This is a genomic window from Chitinophaga chungangae, from assembly GCF_017742215.1.
Taxonomy (GTDB): domain Bacteria; phylum Bacteroidota; class Bacteroidia; order Chitinophagales; family Chitinophagaceae; genus Chitinophaga; species Chitinophaga chungangae.
Genome location: NZ_JAGHKP010000001.1, coordinates 433,546 through 452,383, shown reverse-complemented (window position 1 = coordinate 452,383; position 18,838 = coordinate 433,546). Strand labels below are relative to the sequence as shown.

The window sequence follows — 18,838 nt, the reverse complement described above, 5'->3', positions numbered from 1 at the left end:
TGTCGACTTGGCCCGGATGGATCTTATCTCGAAGATCTCATCGCTTTCACCACTTTCAGTTTTTTGTCTTTCGAAAGTTTTTCATACTCTTTCGTTTCACGGCCGAAAAGCGCTATTTTGCCTTCTTCGTTGTAATGAAGGCCCCATCCGTAACGCTTTGTAAGCGGGGAGGCACGGAAGCAGGCCTGGCCTTTGGAAAAGAACTTCTCTCTTTCCGTTTTGTACTCGTTTTTAGTCAGATCGTTTTTATCCGCAAACACCTGGAAAAGCACATCGTCGGAAGTATATCCGTATGGTTTTTTGCTGATCATATCAAACTGGATGTTCGCGGCCGTTTTGTTCTCTCCTTTAACCGGGGGTATTTCCCCGTTTACGGCAGGGCAATCGTCCGCCACGATGATGAAAGTATTGAATTGGTTTGTGGTGTGTAGTGGCATGGAAAAAAGTTTTTATAACGTAAAGCTATAACGGCCGGGTGACAGCCTTATGTCAGGAGCAGACGACCGGGAATGATGTATGTCAACTTATGAAAAATAAAAAAGCATTGTCAAAAGATAACGCCGGGCGACCATAAAAAAAACCGCTGCAAGTCAGACCTGCAGCGGTTTTTTGGTTGTCCCACCTGGATTCGAACCAAGACAAACAGAACCAAAATCTGTCGTACTACCATTATACTATGGGACAATTCGTTCGTTGGGATTGCAAAAGTAGACTTTTTTCCATTTCTTCCAAAAAACTTGCCGCTTTTTTTCCCGGAATATCACGTCAAAGCCCGTCCAGCCAAGGTTTCCCGCACTTTTCCCACGATTATTTCCGGAGCCAGCTGTTGCATACAGGCATGATCGCCCCGGAAACAGGGCTTATTGCCGAATACCGAGCAGGGGCGGCAATATAGCTCAATTTGCGCCGCATTTTCGTCCTTTTGCCCAAACCCCATAAACCCCGCGTAAGGATGCGTGGCGCCCCATACGGAAACCACGGGCACGCCGTACAGCGAGGCAAGGTGCATGTTCGCGGAATCCATGCTCACCATCACCGACAACCCGCTGATGGTGCGAAGCTCTTCGTTCAGGCTGTATTTCCCTGCCATTACTTTCAGCTGCGGCCGGCCTTGGGCAAGGTTTTCCAGCTTCGTCACCTCTTCTTTTCCGCCGCCGAACAGCAGGATCTCCACCGATCCGTCGCGCGTGAGTATTTCGATCACCTGCTCCATTTTTTCGAGCGGGTATGTTTTTTCAAGATAGGTTGCAAAAGGCGCGATGCCGATCTGGGTTTTGCCCGGAGAAGGCTGCTGTGGCAGCGTTCCCGGCGTGTCGCCGGCGGAAAGGCCGAGCGCGGCGAATACATCGCGGTAGCGGTCGATAGTGGTTTTGAGCGGCCGGAAAATTTTGTTTTCTTTCCGTGTGAGCGCCTTTTTGCCGGCCCTTCCTTTATCGATCACCGCTACGCGTATGCCGGAAAATTTATAAAAAGTACGCACGATGCGCGAGCGCAGCACATGATGCAGGTCCGCCACCGCACTAACGGCGGGATGCGCCTTGCGGATAGCCCTGAACAGCTTGTAGAGGCCTTTCAGCCCTTTGTGCTCGCCTTTCAGATCGGCGGGGAAAAACACGAGGCGGGGAATGCCTTCGCACAACGCGCTCCAGTTTTTGTTCGTCACGAATACGATGGTAACACCAGGATGCGCGTCCAGCACCTGTTTCATCACGGGGATGGTCATGGCCACATCGCCCATGGCGGAAAAACGGATGGCGAGGATAGTTTTATGATCAGGGCTTTTGGCCATACAGCACCGGGTTGAGCGAAGGATCGTTGTACATTTTCATCTGTTTGTACACTTTCATGTATTTGCGGCCTTTACCGATATCTTCCAGCAGTTCTTCGATAGCGGTGGAAAGATCGCGCTGCTGCTCGAGCAAAATTTCCAGCTTTTTGCGGCAGGCTTCGCGGTGCGTTTCGCTGGCGTCCGCACGGGTGGCCTCTTCGCGCATGTGCCATATTTTAAGGCCGAGGATAGACAAACGGTCGATGGCCCAGGCCGGGCTTTCGGTGTTGATAGACGCGCCCGGAACAGGGATCACGGTGTTGTATTTATCCAGGAAATAACTGTCGATGTGCTCCACCATGTCCGTTCTTTCCTGGTTGCTGCGGTCTATCCACCGCTTCATTTCCAGTGCTTTCACCGGGTCGATTTTCGGGTCGCGGATCACGTCTTCCAAGTGCCACTGCACCGTATCGATCCAGTTTTTGGCGTACAAAAGATGTTCGATAGCCGTTTTTTCGTAAGGATTCTCAATCATACGGTGAATATCATCATGAACATGATAATCGCGTATGCTCTGGTCGAATATGCTGATACAAAGTGCCGTAAACATGCAGCAAATGTAATCTGGAAATTTGAAAATCCCTCATGGCATGCCGCCACGGCAGGGCAAAAAAAAGGCACGCTGTAGAAACAGGTGCCGGGCATAAAATCATGTGAATGTTCGAGAATGCAATTGTGTAGGCTTTCAATGGTTCTCTAAAGAGGGCTTTGAAAATCATTAAAATTGCTAAAATCCTGATTGTCATGCACGTTATTAGCATGTTGGAGACGCCCGCAACATGACTAACAACAATGCATGCACATAAAAATGTCTGGAAAATCATGGTGAGATTTTCCGTGTCTTGTCTGGTTATATCTTCTCTACAGGTATTGTTTTGGGTTATTTAGTAATCACTGTTGACTTAAGCTAGGGTAAATTGGCATTAACATATTCTTTTATCTTAAGGCTTACCCGAAATTACAGGAAACGGCTGTAATATTTCCGCAGTGAGAAAAAATTATGTGTTACTACATCTAAATTATTGTAAACCGGGCGGTTGTAAAATAAAAATGGCGCGCCACAGCAGCGGTGCGCCATTTTTTCGCAATGGAAGCAGTTATTTCAGTTCTTTTTTGGCGAGGAAATACAACGGGATGCCCAGCAAAATGATGCCCAGGCCCGGTATGGCGTAACGCGGCTCGTAAATGAGCAGCAGCACGGCCAGGCTCAGCGCCACCACGATGTAAATAGCGGGCAGCACCGGGTAGCCGAAGGCTTTGTAGCTGCGCGGCACGTCCGGCCGGGTTTTGCGGAGAATGAAGATGCCGAGGATGGTGATCACGTAGAACACCAGCACGCCGAAGATCACCATGGCCAGCAGGTCGCCGTATTTGCCGCTGAGGCAGAGCAGGCTGGCCCAGATCACCTGTACCCAGAGGCCGTAGGCCGGCACGTCGAAGCGGTTCAGTTCGCCCGCTTTGCGGAAAAACAGGCCGTCTTTCGCCATGGTGTAATAAATTCTCGCGCCGGAGAGGATCAGGCCGTTGTTGCAGCCGAAAGTGGATATGATGATCATCACTGCGATGGTAACCGCCCCGGCGCCCGCGCCGAAAATGTTCTCGGCGGCAGCTACCCCTACCCTGTCCTGCTCGGCGAACGCGATCTCGTTGAACGGCAGCACGGCCAGGTACATCAGGTTGGCGGAAACGTAAATGATGGTTACGATGAAAGTGCCGAGGAACAGCGCCCGGCCGATATTTTTCTGCGGATTTTTGATCTCCCCGGCAATGAACGTCACGTTGTTCCAGGCGTCGCTTGAAAACAAAGTGCCTTTCATGGATACGGCGATGGCGCCGAGGAAAGCCATGCTGCCCAGTGTATTGGCGATCACTTCACCATTCATGTTGACGGTGGAGTACGACCAGGCGTTTTGCCAGTTGGCGTTCCAGATCTCGGCCTTTGCGCCGATGATAAGACCGAAAACGATAAGGCCGAAAAGGGAAAACAGTTTGGTGAAGGTGAACACGGTCTGGATGATCTTCCCGTTCTTCACCCCCCGCGTATTAATGTAAGTCAGCAGGAGTATGGAAGCAATGGCGACGAGTTGCGCCACGTTCACGGAAAAACTACCGATGCTGAACAGGATATTTTTCTCACCCAGGGCCGGCACGATATACCCCAGGTACTTGGCAAAGGCCATGGCCACGGCGGCGATGGTACCCGTCTGGATCACGCCGAACTGCGTCCATCCGAAAAGGAATGCGATAAAGGGATTGTAAGCCTCGCGGAGATATACGTACTGGCCGCCGGCTTTGGGGAACATGCCAGACAGCTCGCCGTAGCTCAACGCGGCAATCAGCGTTACCACACCGGCCAGCACCCACATGGCCATCATCCAGCCGGCGGAGCCCATGGAACGGGCCACTTCGGCGGAGACAATAAAAATACCGGAACCAATCATGGAACCGGCAACGATCATGGTGGCGTCCACCAGACTGAGACTGGGTTTAAAAGAGTTTTCCTGGTTGATTGACATAAAGGTTGATGAATGGTTGATAATAAAAATCCCGGCTGTTCGCCGGGATTAAATGTAATATTTTCCGTTCATTATTTCTTCTGTGCCGGTGTCTCTGCGTTGAGCTGCTCGATCACCTCCTTGGTAATGTCGTAGGCTTCATCTTTGTACAGGATGTTGCTGGCGCCTTCGCGGTAGGAAAAGATGAATGCGTAACGTTTGTCCGCATTGAATTTTTTGATGGTCTCATTCAATCTTTTCTGAAGGTCTTCGTTGAACTGGGCTTCCTGCGTTTGCAGCTGCGCGATGAGGTTCTGTTTGTATTGTTCATGCTGCTGCGCTTTTTTCTGCAGGCCTGCTTCGGCTGCCTGGCCTTCCTGCTGCGTCATGTTCGGGGCGCGTTGCTGCAGCGTGTACAGTTCGTTCTGCAATTGTCTTTCCCTTCCTACTATATCGTTCTGTGCCCCTTCTTTTTTCTTGTCGAGCTCTGCTTTCTTTTCTTTGAAATAATTGTAGTGCGCTTCCAGGGAATCAATATCTACGAATGCCAGCTTTTGGCCGCCCAAACCGTCGGCTGCCGCTGCCTGGGCCGATGAATCGGCGCCGTTTTTTGCCGCGGTCTTGTTGTTACCCTGTTGGCATGCCGCAAATACTCCGGCTATCGCCGCCAGGAAAAGTCCATTTTTCACAAAAAGTTGACGAGTGTACATGTTGATCGGTAGATTTTTAACCCTTTAAATTGAAATAGAAAATCTTGGAACGGCTAAAATAACATTTTTGGGATACAAAAAAACGTTAAAATGAAAATCGCGAAAAGAAAGTGTGGGCAAGGGTTTGGAAGTCAACAGCGGGAAAAAGAAAAAAGGGAGGGCCATTGCCCTCCCCGCGGTTATTTTTTAACAAGCTCGAGTGCTTTCTCAGGCTCGTCTGTCGTCAGGAAATCTGCGCCTGCATTGAGATACGTGCTCATCTGCGCGGGATCGTTCACCGTCCAGATATTCACCGTCACTTTGTTTTTGCGGGCCTCTTTAAAGATGTTCGGGTCTTTGTCGATCACTTTCCAATTGTAGTCAAAACCCCAGATGCCGTCGGCTTTCAGCTCCGCAGGCGTTTTATCGCCATTCAGATACGCCACTTTCGCATGCGGGTCGATAGCCGCCACCTTTTTGCAGATGTTGTAGTCGAAGCTGATGTACAGCATCCATGCTTCGCATTTGTATTTGCGGATCAGGTCCATGCAGGTTTGCGCCAACTGCTCTCCACGGCCGGTTTTGGAGGGTTTCAGCTCCAGCACCAGGCGGGTTTTGTTTTGCTTCATGGCCTCTTTGATATAATCTTCGAACAGGGGCACATGATCGCCGTTCTTGAGTTCAATGGCGGTCAGTTCCGCGATGGGCGTTTCTTCGATGGTTTTGCCGCCGATATGCCCGTCGTGGCTGAGCATGGGTACGCCGTCTTTAGACAGCCATACGTCGAACTCGGAGCCTTCGCAACCGATGCGGACTGCATCCCTGAAAGAAGTGATGGAGTTCTGGCTGCCGGCGTTGTTTTTCCATGCGCCGCGGTGCGCCACTACTTTGTTGCGGTTAAATTCATCTTTTACGAGGATGAACGATTCGCTGGCATCGCCTGTTTTGAGGGTAACGGCGTATTGCATCGCCGCGTCCGCGCCCAGGCTGGCTTTTTTCTTCAGCTGCAGCACGCCTTTTTTGCTGACAGTAAAAAGGCCTGACGTGTCTTCCGCCAGCTGCACGCCTTTGGCCGCGCCCTGCGGCGTGTAAATGGTGCCAACCTTAGCGCCGGATTTGCCGACGGGAATGGTGTAATTGTCCATGTGAAGGGGCGCCTGCCCGTTAACGGCCGCTGCTGCGAGTAAAGCCGGGATCATGATTCGATAACGTAAACGCATGGTATGTTGTTTTCTTTCGTTTGTATCAGTTACACAAGCTTACGGATTATTTCTTTCAGCTTTCAATTTTGTTACATTAAGTTACAAAATACGGTGGTGAGTGGATAAATCAAAATAGCAGCAGGAGATTTTATAAAAAGGTAACAAAGTTTTGCATCACTCGGCCGGCACAGGGTTTTAATATGTCAGGAAAATAAAAAAAGCCCCGGCGTTATACCGGGGCTTTGGACTATCAGTAAAGGCTTTGAACCTATTCTTCTTCGTCGAACTGGAACACTTCTTTGGAAGATGCGAGGATGTCGTATTCTTCTTTGGAGCCTACGATCATGTTCTCGAACTCTCTCAGACCGGTACCGGCAGGGATCAGGTGACCCGTGATCACGTTCTCTTTCAGGCCCAGCATATCGTCCGTTTTGCCGTTGATGGCAGCGGAAGACAGTACTTTGGTGGTTTCCTGGAAGGACGCTGCGGAGATCCAGCTGTGCGTACCCAGAGACGCTTTGGTGATACCGAGCAGCAGCGGGCTGGACGTTGCAGATTCGGCGTCGCGGTATTCCACAAGCTTTTTGTCTGCACGGCGCAGGATGCTGTTCTCTTCGCGCACCTGGCGGAGGGTAACGATCTGGCCAGCTTTCATCACACCGGAATCGCCGGCTTCGGTAACTACCTTCTTGTCGAAGATCTGGTCGTTCTCTTCAAAGAATTCGAATTTATCGGTCGTGTCGCCTTCGAGGAAGCGGGTATCTCCCGGATCTTCGATGGTTACTTTACGCATCATCTGGCGTACGATCACCTCGATGTGTTTATCGTTGATCTTCACACCCTGCAGGCGGTAAACTTCCTGGATCTCGTTCACGAGGTACTCCTGCACTGCAAAAGGACCTTTGATGGAGAGGATGTCTGCCGGGGTGATGGAACCGTCGGAGAGCGCAGTGCCTGCTTTCACGAAGTCGCCGTCCTGTACCAGGATGTGGCGGGTCAGCGGAACGAGGTACTTTTTCACCTGGCTTTCGCGGCTTTCGATAATGATCTCGCGGTTACCGCGTTTGATGTTACCGAATGCCACCACACCGTCGATCTCGGATACGATGGCGGGGTTGCTCGGGTTACGGGCTTCGAACAGCTCGGTTACGCGCGGCAGACCACCGGTGATGTCTCTCAGTTTACCGATCACGCGGGGGATCTTCACGATCACCTGTCCGGCCTTCACGGGAGCGCCTTCTTCGATGATGATGTGAGAACCTACGGGAAGGTTGTAAGATTTCACTTCTTTATTGCCATCTACGAGCAGAGACGGGATCTTGTTTTTATCCTTGGTTTCGATTACCACTTTTTCGCGGTGACCGGTTTGTTCGTCGGCTTCTTCACGGAAGGTGATGCCTTCGATGATGCTGTCGAAACGAATTTTACCGGCGATCTCGGAAACGATAACGGCGTTGAACGGGTCCCATGTGCAGATCACATCCCCTTTCGCTACTTTCTGCCCGTCTTTTACGACCAGGGTAGAACCGTAAGGTACGTTGTTGGTGATCAGCAGGCGGTCGTTTTTCACGTCCATGATCCTCAGCTCACCGGTACGGCCGATAACCACCTGTACTTTCTCGCCTTCGTTGTTCTCGAAGGTAGTGGTACGCAGGCCGTCGAACTGTACGGTACCGTCGAATTTCGCATTGAGGGTAGATTCTACGGAAGCGGAACCGGCCACACCACCTACGTGGAACGTACGCAGTGTAAGCTGTGTACCGGGCTCGCCGATGGACTGCGCGGCGATGATACCAACGGCATCACCACGTTGTGCAGTGTACCCGGTCGCCAGGTTCTTGCCGTAACATTTCACGCACACGCCTCTTCTGCTTTCGCAGGTGAGTACGGAACGGATCTCTACCAGGTCTATGCTGCTGTCTTCGATCGTTTTTGCAATTTCTTCCGTGATCTCTTCACCGGCCGCAACAAAAAGCTCGTTTTCGTTCTGCGGGTTGAAGATGTCGTGCAGGGAAGTACGGCCCAGGATACGGTCGTACAGCGGTTCTACTATTTCTTCGTTGTCTTTCAGCGCTGAAGTAGCAATGCCGCGGAGCGTTCCGCAATCCTCTTCGGTGATCACAACGTCTTGCGCAACGTCTACCAGGCGGCGGGTGAGGTAACCTGCGTCCGCCGTTTTAAGGGCCGTATCCGCAAGACCTTTACGCGCACCGTGCGTGGAGATGAAGTATTCCAATACGTTCAGCCCGTCTTTGAAGTTGGAAAGGATCGGGTTCTCGATGATCTCGGAACCGGTGGAACCGCTCTTGCGCGGTTTCGCCATCAATCCCCTCAAACCGGCCAGCTGTTTGATCTGCTGTTTGGAACCACGGGCGCCGGAATCAAGCATCATGTAAACTGAGTTGAAACCTTGTTTGTCCGTAGCCAGCTCGCGGATCAGCGTTTCGGTCACTTTCGTGTCCACACGGCTCCAGATGTCGATGATCTGGTTGTAGCGTTCGTTGTTGGTGATCAGCCCCATGTTGTAGTTATCCCACACCTCGTCCACTTCGCCGGCGGCTCCATCGATCATGAGCTGTTTGGCGTCGGGGATGATCAGGTCGTTGATATTGAAGGACAGACCGCCACGGAATGCTGTACGGAAACCAAGTTGTTTGATGTCGTCCAGGAATTTCGCGGTTTTCGGAATGTCGGTCGCTTTGATGATGTCGCCGATGATCTCGCGCAGTGATTTTTTGGTAAGCAGGGCATTTACATAACCTGCTTCTTTCGGAACGAACTGGTTGAAGATCACGCGGCCCACGGTAGTTTCGATCAGTTTGCGCTCGAGCGTTCCGTCGGCTTTACGCACATCGGCTTTCACCTTGATATGTGCGTGCAGGTCCACACGGCCTTCGTTGTGCGCGATGATCACTTCTTCCGCGGAGTAGAAGGCTTTGCCTTCGCCTTTCACGATCTCGTCGCCCATGGTTTTCTTACCCTTGGAAATGTAGTAGAGGCCGAGTACCATGTCCTGTGAAGGCAGGGTGATAGGCGTACCGTTCTGCGGGTTGAGAATGTTGTGCGAAGAGAGCATCAGCAGCTGTGCTTCCAGGATCGCGGCGTTGCTCAAAGGCACGTGTACCGCCATCTGGTCACCGTCGAAGTCCGCGTTGAACGCAGAGCACACGAGCGGGTGCAGCTGGATCGCTTTACCTTCCACCAGTTTCGGCTGGAATGCCTGGATGGACAGGCGGTGAAGGGTCGGCGCACGGTTGAGCATCACAGGGTGACCTTTCAGTACATTTTCCAGGATGTCCCAAACCACTGCTTCTTTTCTATCTACGAGCTTTTTAGCTGATTTAACGGTTTTAACGATGCCTCTTTCGATGAGCTTGCGGATAATGAACGGTTTGAACAGTTCGGCAGCCATGTCTTTCGGCAGGCCGCACTCGTGCAGTTTCAGTTCAGGGCCAACCACGATAACGGAACGACCGGAGTAGTCCACACGTTTACCGAGAAGGTTCTGACGGAAACGGCCTTGTTTACCTTTCAGCACATCGGAGAGCGACTTCAGCGCGCGGCCGCCTTCTGCTTTCACCGCGTTGGATTTCCTGGAGTTGTCGAACAGGGAATCCACGGCTTCCTGCAGCATGCGTTTTTCGTTACGCAGGATCACCTCCGGCGCCTTGATCTCGATCAGGCGTTTGAGACGGTTGTTGCGGATGATCACGCGGCGGTAGAGGTCGTTGAGGTCGGAAGACGCGAAACGGCCGCCGTCCAGGGGAACGAGCGGGCGCAGTTCCGGCGGCACCACGGGAATGTATTGCATCACCATCCATTCGGGACGGTTATCAACACGGCCGTTGGCATCGCGGAACGCTTCCACAACACTGAGGCGTTTCAGCGCTTCGGCTTTACGCTGTTGTGAAGTTTCGGTAGCCGCCTGGTTGCGGAGCTGGTAGGAAAGGCCGTCGAGATCGATACGCGCCAGCATCATTTCCACCGCTTCAGCGCCCATTTTGGCGATGAATTTGTTCGGGTCTTCGTCGGGCAGGATCTGGTTGTCTTTGGGAAGGGTATCCAGGATGTCCAGGTACTCTTCTTCTGTGAGCAGATCGCCATAGTTCAGTCCTTTCTCCTGTTTCACCCCGCTCTGGATGATCACGTATCTTTCGTAATACACGATCGTTTCCAGTTTTTTGGAGCTCATACCGAGCAGGTAACCGATTTTATTGGGTAATGATTTGAAATACCAGATATGTACAACGGGCACTACCAGGCGAATGTGGCCCATTCTTTCGCGGCGCACTTTCTTCTCGGTAACTTCAACACCACAGCGGTCGCACACAATGCCCTTATAACGGATACGCTTATATTTTCCGCAGTAACATTCATAGTCCTTCACAGGGCCGAATATCCTTTCGCAGAACAAACCATCACGCTCCGGCTTGTAAGTACGGTAGTTGATGGTTTCGGGTTTCAGCACCTCGCCATAAGAACGCTCCAGGATGGTATCCGGTGAAGCGAGGCTAATGGTGATGCTGCTAAAATTTGATTTAGGACGATTTTCTTTTTTGATGGCCATTGTATGTTTTTTAAAGAAAACTCTATGTCGTAAGTGAAGTCGGGCAGCAGGTGTTCCGTTCTTTGCTTTCCTTAAACATTCACTTTAAAATTCCGGAACTGAAATGGAAAGAACCGTACCCCGGTTTGCACCGGGATACGGAATATTTTTATCAATCGAATTTCAGGTCCAGGCCCAGACCACGAAGCTCATGGATCAATACGTTGAAGGATTCAGGCACGCCGGCTTTCGGGATGTTGTCTCCTTTTACGATGGATTCATATGCTTTCGCACGGCCCACGATATCATCGGATTTGATCGTCAGCAGCTCCTGCAGGATGTTGGACGCGCCGTATGCTTCCAGTGCCCAAACCTCCATCTCACCAAAACGCTGGCCACCGAACTGGGCTTTACCACCCAGCGGCTGCTGTGTAATGAGAGAGTACGGTCCGATGGAACGGGCGTGCATTTTGTCGTCCACCATGTGGCTGAGTTTAAGCATGTAGATGATGCCTACGGTCGCTTTCTGGTGGAAGCGCTCGCCGGTTTCACCGTCGCTCAGGTAAGTATGGCCGAAGCTCGGGAGTTTCGCTTCAGTGATGTATTCTGCGATCTCTTCGGTGCTTGCGCCGTCGAAGATCGGCGTAGCAAAACGAACGCCCAGTTTCTGACCGGCCCAGCCGAGTACGGTTTCGTAGATCTGACCGAGGTTCATACGCGAAGGTACGCCCAGCGGGTTCAGCACGATGTCTACCGGTGTGCCGTCTTCCAGGAAAGGCATGTCTTCGTCGCGAACGATCTTCGCAACGATACCTTTGTTCCCGTGGCGGCCCGCCATTTTATCCCCTACTTTCAGCTTACGTTTGCTGGCCAGGTATACTTTCGCCAGTTTCAGCACGCCCGCGGGCAGCTCGTCCCCGATGGAGATGTTGAACTTCTCGCGTTTGTAACGGCCCAGCTCCTCGTTGTATTTGATATTGTAGTTGTGGAGCAGGGTGTTGATCTGGTCGTTGGTATCCTGATCGGTAGTCCATCCGAGCGGATTTACGTTCTGGAAGTCTACGTTAGCCAGGTTTTTATTGGAGAATTTGGAACCTTTGGAGATCAGCACTTCGCCGTAAGTGTTGGTGATGCCTGCGGAGGTTTTCTCTTTCAGCAGCGTCAACAGCTTGCCCATCAGCACTTCCATGAGGTCTTCCTCGTTCTTCTGGTGGATCTTCTCCAGTTTTTCCAATGCCGCTTTTTCACGGGTCTTGGAATTTTTATCTTTTTTCGCGCGGGAGAACAGCTTCTTGTCGATCACCACGCCTTCGGTAGACGGGGGCGCTTTCAGTGAAGCGTCTTTCGCGTCGGACGCCTTGTCGCCGAAGATCGCGCGAAGCAGTTTTTCTTCGGGTGAAGGATCGGATTCGCCACGCGGGGTGATCTTGCCGATCAGGATATCGCCTTCTTTGATATGCGCGCCAACACGGATGATACCGTTCTGGTCCAGGTCCTTGGTGGCTTCTTCGCTCACGTTCGGGATATCCGGCGTCAGTTCTTCTTCACCGAGTTTGGTGTCGCGCACTTCCAGTTCATATTCGTCGATGTGGATGGAAGTGAACCAGTCTTCGCGTGCAACACGCTCGGAGATCACGATCGCATCCTCGAAGTTGTAACCTTTCCAGGGCATGAACGCCACTTTCAGGTTGCGGCCCAGGGCCAGCTCACCGGCGCGGGTGGCGTAACCTTCCGTGAGGAAGTCGCCTTCCACCACACGCTGCCCTTTCTTCACCGCGGGGCGAAGGTTGATGCAGGTGCTCTGGTTGGTCTTCACGAATTTGGTCAGCTGGTATATCACGAGATCGTCTTCAAAGCTCACCAGTTTCTGCATTTCATCGCGCTCGTAACGAACGTGAATTTCGTTTGCATCTACAAACTCCACCACGCCTTTGCCGTTAGAGGTGATCTGCAGGCGGGAATCGCGCGCTGCTTTTCCTTCCAGGCCGGTACCTACGATGGGCACCTGCGGAGAGATCAGCGGAACGGCCTGACGTTGCATGTTCGATCCCATGAGCGCACGGTTGGCGTCGTCATGTTCGAGGAAGGGGATCAGGGAAGCGCTCAAACCAACGATCTGGTTGGGAGCCACGTCCATATATTCCACTTCCTGCGGTTCGAGGATCGGGAAATCGCCGGTTTCGCGTGATTTCACTTTATCGCCGGTGAAGGCGCCTTTTTCGTCCAACGGTGCGTTGGCCTGGGCGATCTTCACGGAATCTTCTTCTTCAGCGCTCAGGTATTCGATCTTCACCATGTCTACTTTACCGTCTTTTACTTTGCGGTAAGGCGTTTCGATGAAGCCCATCTCGTTCACCATGGCATGTACGCACAGGGTGGAGATCAGACCGATGTTCGGTCCTTCAGGGGTTTCGATCGTGCAAAGACGGCCGTAGTGGGAGTAGTGAACGTCGCGCACCTCAAAGCCCGCACGTTCGCGGCTGAGGCCACCGGGCCCGAGCGCGGAGATACGGCGTTTGTGGGTGATCTCAGACAGCGGGTTGGTCTGGTCCAGGAACTGGGAGAGCTGGGAGGTACCGAAGAAAGAGTTGATCACGGAAGAAAGCGTTCTTGCATTGATCAGGTCTACCGGTGTGAACACCTCGTTGTCTCTCACGTTCATACGCTCGCGGATGGTGCGCGCCATACGTGCGAGGCCTACGCCGAACTGGGCGTACAGCTGCTCGCCTACGGTGCGTACGCGGCGGTTGGACAGGTGGTCGATATCGTCGATCTCCGCTTTACCGTTGGTGAGTTGCACCAGGTATTTGATGATCGAGATAATGTCCGCCTTGGTCAGCACTTTCATGTCCAGCGGAGTGGGCAGGCCAAGCTTACGGTTGATCTTGTAGCGGCCTACATCCCCGAGGTCGTACCGTTTGTCGGAGAAGAACAGTTTATCGATGATGCCCCTTGCTGTTTCGTCGTCCGGAGCATCTGCACCGCGGAGCTGGCGGTAGATGTGCTGAACGGCTTCGAGCTCGGAGTTGGAGGTATCTTTATTGAGGGTGTTATAGATGATGGCAAAGTCGCCGCTCACCTCTTCTTTCTGTACGAACACGGATTTCACGCCCATGTCTGTGATCAGCTCGATGTTCCCTTCGTCCAGGATGCTGTCGCGTTCCAGAACGATCTCGTTACGTTCGATGCTCACCACCTCACCGGTGTCCTCATCCACGAAATCTTCCACCCAGCTGCGTAAAACGCGGGCGGCCAGCTTTTTGCCGGCGTATTTTTCCAGGTTTTTGCGGTCTGCTTTTACTTCGTCAGCCATGCCAAACAGTTCCAGGATATCCTTGTCTGTTTCATAGCCGATGGCACGAAGCAGCGTGGTAACCGGGAACTTCTTCTTACGGTCGATGTACGCGTACATCACGTTGTTGATGTCCGTAGCAAACTCCATCCAGGCGCCTTTGAAAGGGATCACCCTTGCGGAGTAGATCTTGGTGCCGTTGGGATGGATGGATTGACCAAAGAACACACCTGGGGAACGGTGCAGCTGGGATACAACTACACGTTCAGCGCCGTTGATTACGAAGGTACCTCTGGGGGTCATGTAGGGGATGTTCCCGAGGAAAACGTCCTGCACAATGGTCTGGAAATCTACGTGCTCCTCATCATTACAGCTCAACCGGAGCTTTGCCTTGAGCGGCACGGAGTACGTAAGCCCCCGCTCAATACATTCTTCGATGGTATAACGCGGAGGGTCCACGAAATAATCCAGGAACTCCAGATTAAAGATATTTCTGGTATCTGTAATCGGGAAATTTTCCTTGAATACTTTAAAAAGGCCTTCGTTGTTACGCTTGTCTGGTGTGGTTTCTAATTGGAAGAAATCCTTGAAAGATTGGATTTGGATAGCCAACAGATCCGGTGTCTCAGCAACTTGTTTGATCTTTCCAAAATTTACTCTTTCGTTAGTTTGGGCTTTTTTTAGAGACATATTCGAAGTTAGCAGTTAATATGACTTGTATGAATAAGGGAAATTAATGATTCTTTGTCAATACACCCAAAATATTGTGTTTCAACACCTGTGACCGGCTTATTTCCCGTTTTGCCGGACGTAGCGGAAACCCACCTTCCCAAAGGGAGTAAGGCCAAAAAGTACCGGGGCACTTTTTGACCTTAATAAAGATGTATATTAAACAAAGAATTACTGAATTTCTACTTCAGCGCCAGCCTCAGTCAGCTTCGCTTTCAGATCTTCAGCTTCAGCCTTGCTAACGCCTTCTTTCACTGATTTCGGAGCACCGTCAACCAGTTCTTTGGCTTCTTTCAGACCGAGACCTGTCAGATCTTTCACTACTTTCACCACGTTCAGCTTGCTGGCACCAGCAGCTTTCAGAACTACGTTGAATGCAGTTTTTTCTTCAGCAGCAGCGGCTCCGCCACCACCGTCAGCAGCAACAACTACTGCAGCAGCAGCAGGTTCAATACCGTATTCGTTTTTCAGAACGTCTGCCAGTTCCTGTACTTCCTTAACAGTAAGACCTACTAATTGTTCAGCTAATGCTTTTACGTCTGCCATTGTATGATATTTTTGTAGTTTTTTAAAATGTTGTTAAACAGATGTTTGTTTATGTTGTGACTTGGAAGCCGATGTTATGTGCCTTGGAGTTACTCCGCAGCGGGCGCATCTGATGCCGGGGCATCCGGTGCGGGTGCGGCAGCTTCTGCGGTTGCAGCGCCACCTTCTTCTTTTTTACCTTTCTCAAGCAGCGCAGCGATAACGCGTTTTGCGGGAGACTGCAGCAGACCGATAACTTCGCCGATAAGCTCGTTTTTGGTCTTGATCTTCACCAGGCTTGCCAGCTGGTTGTCGCCCAGGTAGATCTCCTCGCCCACAAAAGCAGCTTTCAGAACGGGTTTTTCCAGTTTCGCGTTTTCCTTGCGGAAAGTGCTGATGATCAGCGCGGGCTCTTTCGGGCTGTCGGAGAACATCAGGGCCGTTACGCCGTTCAGCGCTTCGTAAATACCCGCATATTTCTCGTTGTCCAGGCTTTCCAGCGCTTTCTTGATGAGGGTGTTCTTAGCCACCTTCATTTCCACGTTCTTGTCGAAGCAAACCCTTCTGAGGTGGTTCACCTGCGCAACCGTCAGAGATTCGGTATTGGTAATGTAGAAGTTGTTGTATTGAGCAAACTTGCCTTTCAGCAGTTCGATTACCTCATTCTTTTGATCTTTGTTCATTGCTTTGTGTTTGGCATTGACCGTTTCGCCTTCTCAGCCCCTAAAGGCTCCGGCTACAGGGCGGTCAATTAGTTTTGAACAGATTTAGTGTCAATAACGATACCCGGGCTCATCGTGCTGGCCATGGACAGACCTCTCAGGTATGTGCCTTTCGCGGTCGCGGGTTTCAGTTTGATGATCGCGTTGATCAGCTCCTGTGAGTTCTCTTCGATCTTTTCGGGAGCGAAGGAGATGCGGCCGATGGAAGCGTGAATGATACCGGCTTTATCCACTTTGAAGGTGATCTTGCCGCCTTTTACCTCGTTTACCGCAGCTGCCACGTCGTTCGTAACAGTACCGGTCTTCGGGTTAGGCATCAGGTTGCGGGGGCCCAGGATCTTACCCAGTTTACCGATCTTCGGCATTACGGCGGGAGTAGCGACGATCACGTCGATCTCGGTCCAGCCGGCTTCGATCTTCTGGATAAACTCGTCCAGGCCTACGAAATCGGCACCGGCTTCTTTTGCAGACGCTTCTTTGTCGGGCGTGCAGAGAACCAGTACTTTTTTGGTCTTACCAGTACCATGCGGCAGTGTAACGGAGCCGCGGATAGCCTGGTCAGCTTTTTTGGGATCTACGCCCAAACGGATATGCAGATCGACGGAAGAGTCGAACTTGGTGCAGTTGATGTCTTTAACGAGGGTGGAAGCCTCTTTCAGGCTATAGCTTTTGTTTTTGTCCACCTTAACGTCAGCCACTTTTCTTTTCTTAGTTGCCATTTCTGAATGATTTAAAAGTTAACCTGCTTTAACAGGGTGAACAATTTAGTTTTCCCAGGGAGCTTTACCGTCAACGGTAATACCCATGCTGCGCGCGGTGCCGGCTACCATTCTCATGGCGCTTTCAACCGTGAAGCAGTTAAGGTCAGGCATCTTGTCTTTGGCAATCGCCTCTACCTGAGCCCAGGTAACTTTACCCACCTTGTTACGGTTAGGTTCTTTAGAACCACCTTGAATTTTGGCAGCTTCCAGCAGCTGTACGGGAGCCGGAGGCGTCTTAATTACAAAGTCGAATGATTTGTCTGTGTAAACGGTCAGCAACACAGGCAGCACCTTACCCATTTTATCCTGGGTGCGGGCATTGAACTGTTTGCAGAACTCCATGATGTTCACACCTTTGGAACCCAGAGCGGGACCAATCGGAGGTGCAGGGTTGGCTTGGCCGCCTTTAACCTGCAATTTCACGTACGTTGCGATCTCTTTAGCCATTAGTCTGTTTTTAATTTGGTGAAACGTTCCGCCGCCGTTGCCGGCAGCAAAACTCCCAAAACTCAAAAGTCTCAGAAAGACATTTTAAGGGGGATGCAAAGGTAGGTATATTTTAAATCAATAACAAAAAATGTTTGGAGTTCGGCATTTTTTTTGCTATTATACGGGGATTGGGATTAAATTTAATGGCTAAGTGACTGATAACAATAGAGATAACAAACATTTCCGACAGTCAGAATTAGGTCAAAAAGTTATCTGACAGCTAACCCTCCTTTAAACAATCTGCAAAGTTACTAATAGTGGATAACTCTCCCAATAGTTGTATCACCGAATTTATCCCTTACCATCCACATTTCCCCTGTTCAGCCTGTTCATTTTCAAAAAGATGCTCACCCCTTTCCCCTATCCCGGGAAGCACTATTGCCAGCCGGATTTTTTCCGTATTTTAACCCGTATGAAAATCATTACCACGTTTTTAATACTGACCCTTTTCGCAACTCACAAACCCATGCAGAAAAATCAATTCCTCATCGTTGGCACCTACACCAATGCTGGCAGCAAAGGCATTTACGTTTTCAGGAAAGACGCCGTCACCGGCCGGTTCATCCCCACAGACACCGCCGGAGGCGTCCCCAACCCCTCTTTCCTCACCCTCTCGCCCGATAAACAGTTCCTGTACGCCGTCAGCGAATTTTCCAAAGACAGCACCGGCAGCGCATTCTCCTACGCTTTCGACCGCAATGCCGGCACCCTGCAACTCATCAATCACCAGCTTACCGGCGCCGGCCCCTGCCACATCAGCACCGACGCCGCCAACCGCTTCGTGTTCACCGGCAACTACAACGGCGGAAGCCTCACCGTGCTGCCCGTTCAGGCAGACGGCAGCCTCGCCGCCGCCGTGCAGCAGATCGTTCACCAGGGCTCCGGCCCCGTAGCCTCCCGCCAAAAAACACCGCATGTGCATTCGGCCAACTTTTCGCCGGATGGCAAACAGCTGCTCGTACCGGACCTCGGTACCGATAAGGTGATGATCTACGATTTTGAGCCTTCCCGCAAAATGCGCCCCCTCCAGCCCGCCGCACAGCCCTTCGCCAGTGTGGAGCCCGGCGGAGGCCCGCGTCACCTCGTTTTCCATCCCAACGGCCGCTACGCCTATCTCGTGCTCGAGATCAGCGGCAAAACCGCCGCCTTCAGCTACGCCAACGGCCACCTCGCCCTCCTGCAAACTATCTCCGGCGCCCCGGCGGATTACAAAGGCTCCAGCTTCGGCAGCGCGGACATTCATGTGTCGCCGGACGGAAAGTTCCTGTATATGTCCTCCCGCGGCGACCTCAGCAACCTTTCCATCTACCGCATCAGCGAAAAAGACGGCACGCTCTTCCTCATCGGCCACCAGCCCACGCTGGGCAAAGAACCGCGCAACTTCCTCATTACGCCGGACGGGCAATACCTGCTGGCTGCCAATCAAAAAAGTAATACCATCGTGGTGTTTAAAAGAGATTTGAACACCGGCCTGCTGACCGCGACCGGCGAAGAGCTGGCCGTGCCCACGCCCGTTTGCCTGAAATGGGTGGAATAAATACATGTGGCACCATCTAAAAA

At 51.7% G+C, this 18,838-nt stretch carries 13 protein-coding genes and 1 tRNA gene; 1 reads left to right on the top strand and 13 read right to left on the bottom strand.

Annotated features, from left to right (window positions below; genetic code table 11):
• Nucleotides 1-23 precede the first annotated feature (23 nt).
• The 13 genes from J7I43_RS02075 to rplK form a co-directional block, all read right to left on the bottom strand.
• Nucleotides 24-437, bottom strand: coding sequence for a DUF6157 family protein (locus tag J7I43_RS02075; protein ID WP_209142722.1), 414 nt, complete (start codon nt 435-437; stop codon nt 24-26).
• A 173-nt stretch (nt 438-610) separates the two neighbouring features.
• A tRNA-Gln gene (locus J7I43_RS02070) sits at nt 611-684 on the bottom strand.
• Between the two features lie 76 nt (nt 685-760).
• Nucleotides 761-1,789 carry a glycosyltransferase family 9 protein gene (locus tag J7I43_RS02065; protein WP_209142720.1) on the bottom strand — a complete coding sequence of 343 codons (1,029 nt, stop codon included), beginning with the start codon at nt 1,787-1,789 and terminating at the stop codon, nt 761-763.
• Entirely contained in the window at nt 1,773-2,303 is a 531-nt protein-coding gene (locus J7I43_RS02060) for a DUF4254 domain-containing protein (RefSeq protein ID WP_236023277.1), read from the bottom strand. The genes J7I43_RS02065 and J7I43_RS02060 overlap by 17 nt, the downstream gene beginning before the upstream one ends.
• 622 nt (nt 2,304-2,925) lie before the next feature.
• A complete protein-coding gene (locus J7I43_RS02055; RefSeq protein ID WP_209142716.1) occupies nt 2,926-4,344 on the bottom strand; it encodes an APC family permease in 1,419 nt (472 codons plus the stop codon).
• Nucleotides 4,345-4,415: 71 nt separating this feature from the next.
• On the bottom strand, nt 4,416-5,033 hold the full coding sequence (locus J7I43_RS02050; RefSeq protein WP_209142714.1) for an OmpH family outer membrane protein: 618 nt from the start codon (nt 5,031-5,033) through the stop codon (nt 4,416-4,418).
• 179 nt (nt 5,034-5,212) lie between these two features.
• The gene (locus J7I43_RS02045; protein WP_209142712.1) at nt 5,213-6,232 is read right to left on the bottom strand and encodes a glycerophosphodiester phosphodiesterase; all 1,020 of its coding nucleotides are present in this window, start codon (nt 6,230-6,232) and stop codon (nt 5,213-5,215) included.
• A gap of 250 nt (nt 6,233-6,482) precedes the next feature.
• The gene (rpoC, locus tag J7I43_RS02040) at nt 6,483-10,781 is read right to left on the bottom strand and encodes a DNA-directed RNA polymerase subunit beta' (protein WP_209142710.1); all 4,299 of its coding nucleotides are present in this window, start codon (nt 10,779-10,781) and stop codon (nt 6,483-6,485) included.
• Nucleotides 10,782-10,932: 151 nt separating this feature from the next.
• Nucleotides 10,933-14,742: a DNA-directed RNA polymerase subunit beta gene (gene rpoB, locus J7I43_RS02035; protein WP_209142707.1), complete on the bottom strand. Its 3,810-nt coding sequence runs from the start codon at nt 14,740-14,742 to the stop codon at nt 10,933-10,935.
• A 210-nt stretch (nt 14,743-14,952) separates the two neighbouring features.
• On the bottom strand, nt 14,953-15,327 hold the full coding sequence (rplL, locus tag J7I43_RS02030; RefSeq protein ID WP_209142705.1) for a 50S ribosomal protein L7/L12: 375 nt from the start codon (nt 15,325-15,327) through the stop codon (nt 14,953-14,955).
• A gap of 89 nt (nt 15,328-15,416) precedes the next feature.
• Nucleotides 15,417-15,989, bottom strand: coding sequence for a 50S ribosomal protein L10 (gene rplJ / locus J7I43_RS02025; RefSeq protein ID WP_209142703.1), 573 nt, complete (start codon nt 15,987-15,989; stop codon nt 15,417-15,419).
• Between the two features lie 68 nt (nt 15,990-16,057).
• A complete protein-coding gene (rplA, locus tag J7I43_RS02020) occupies nt 16,058-16,747 on the bottom strand; it encodes a 50S ribosomal protein L1 (RefSeq protein ID WP_209142701.1) in 690 nt (229 codons plus the stop codon).
• A 45-nt stretch (nt 16,748-16,792) separates the two neighbouring features.
• Entirely contained in the window at nt 16,793-17,236 is a 444-nt protein-coding gene (gene rplK / locus J7I43_RS02015) for a 50S ribosomal protein L11 (RefSeq protein ID WP_209142699.1), read from the bottom strand.
• 508 nt (nt 17,237-17,744) lie between these two features.
• Here rplK and J7I43_RS02010 point away from each other — a divergent pair.
• Nucleotides 17,745-18,815, top strand: coding sequence for a lactonase family protein (locus J7I43_RS02010; RefSeq protein ID WP_209142697.1), 1,071 nt, complete (start codon nt 17,745-17,747; stop codon nt 18,813-18,815).
• Nucleotides 18,816-18,838 lie beyond the last annotated feature (23 nt).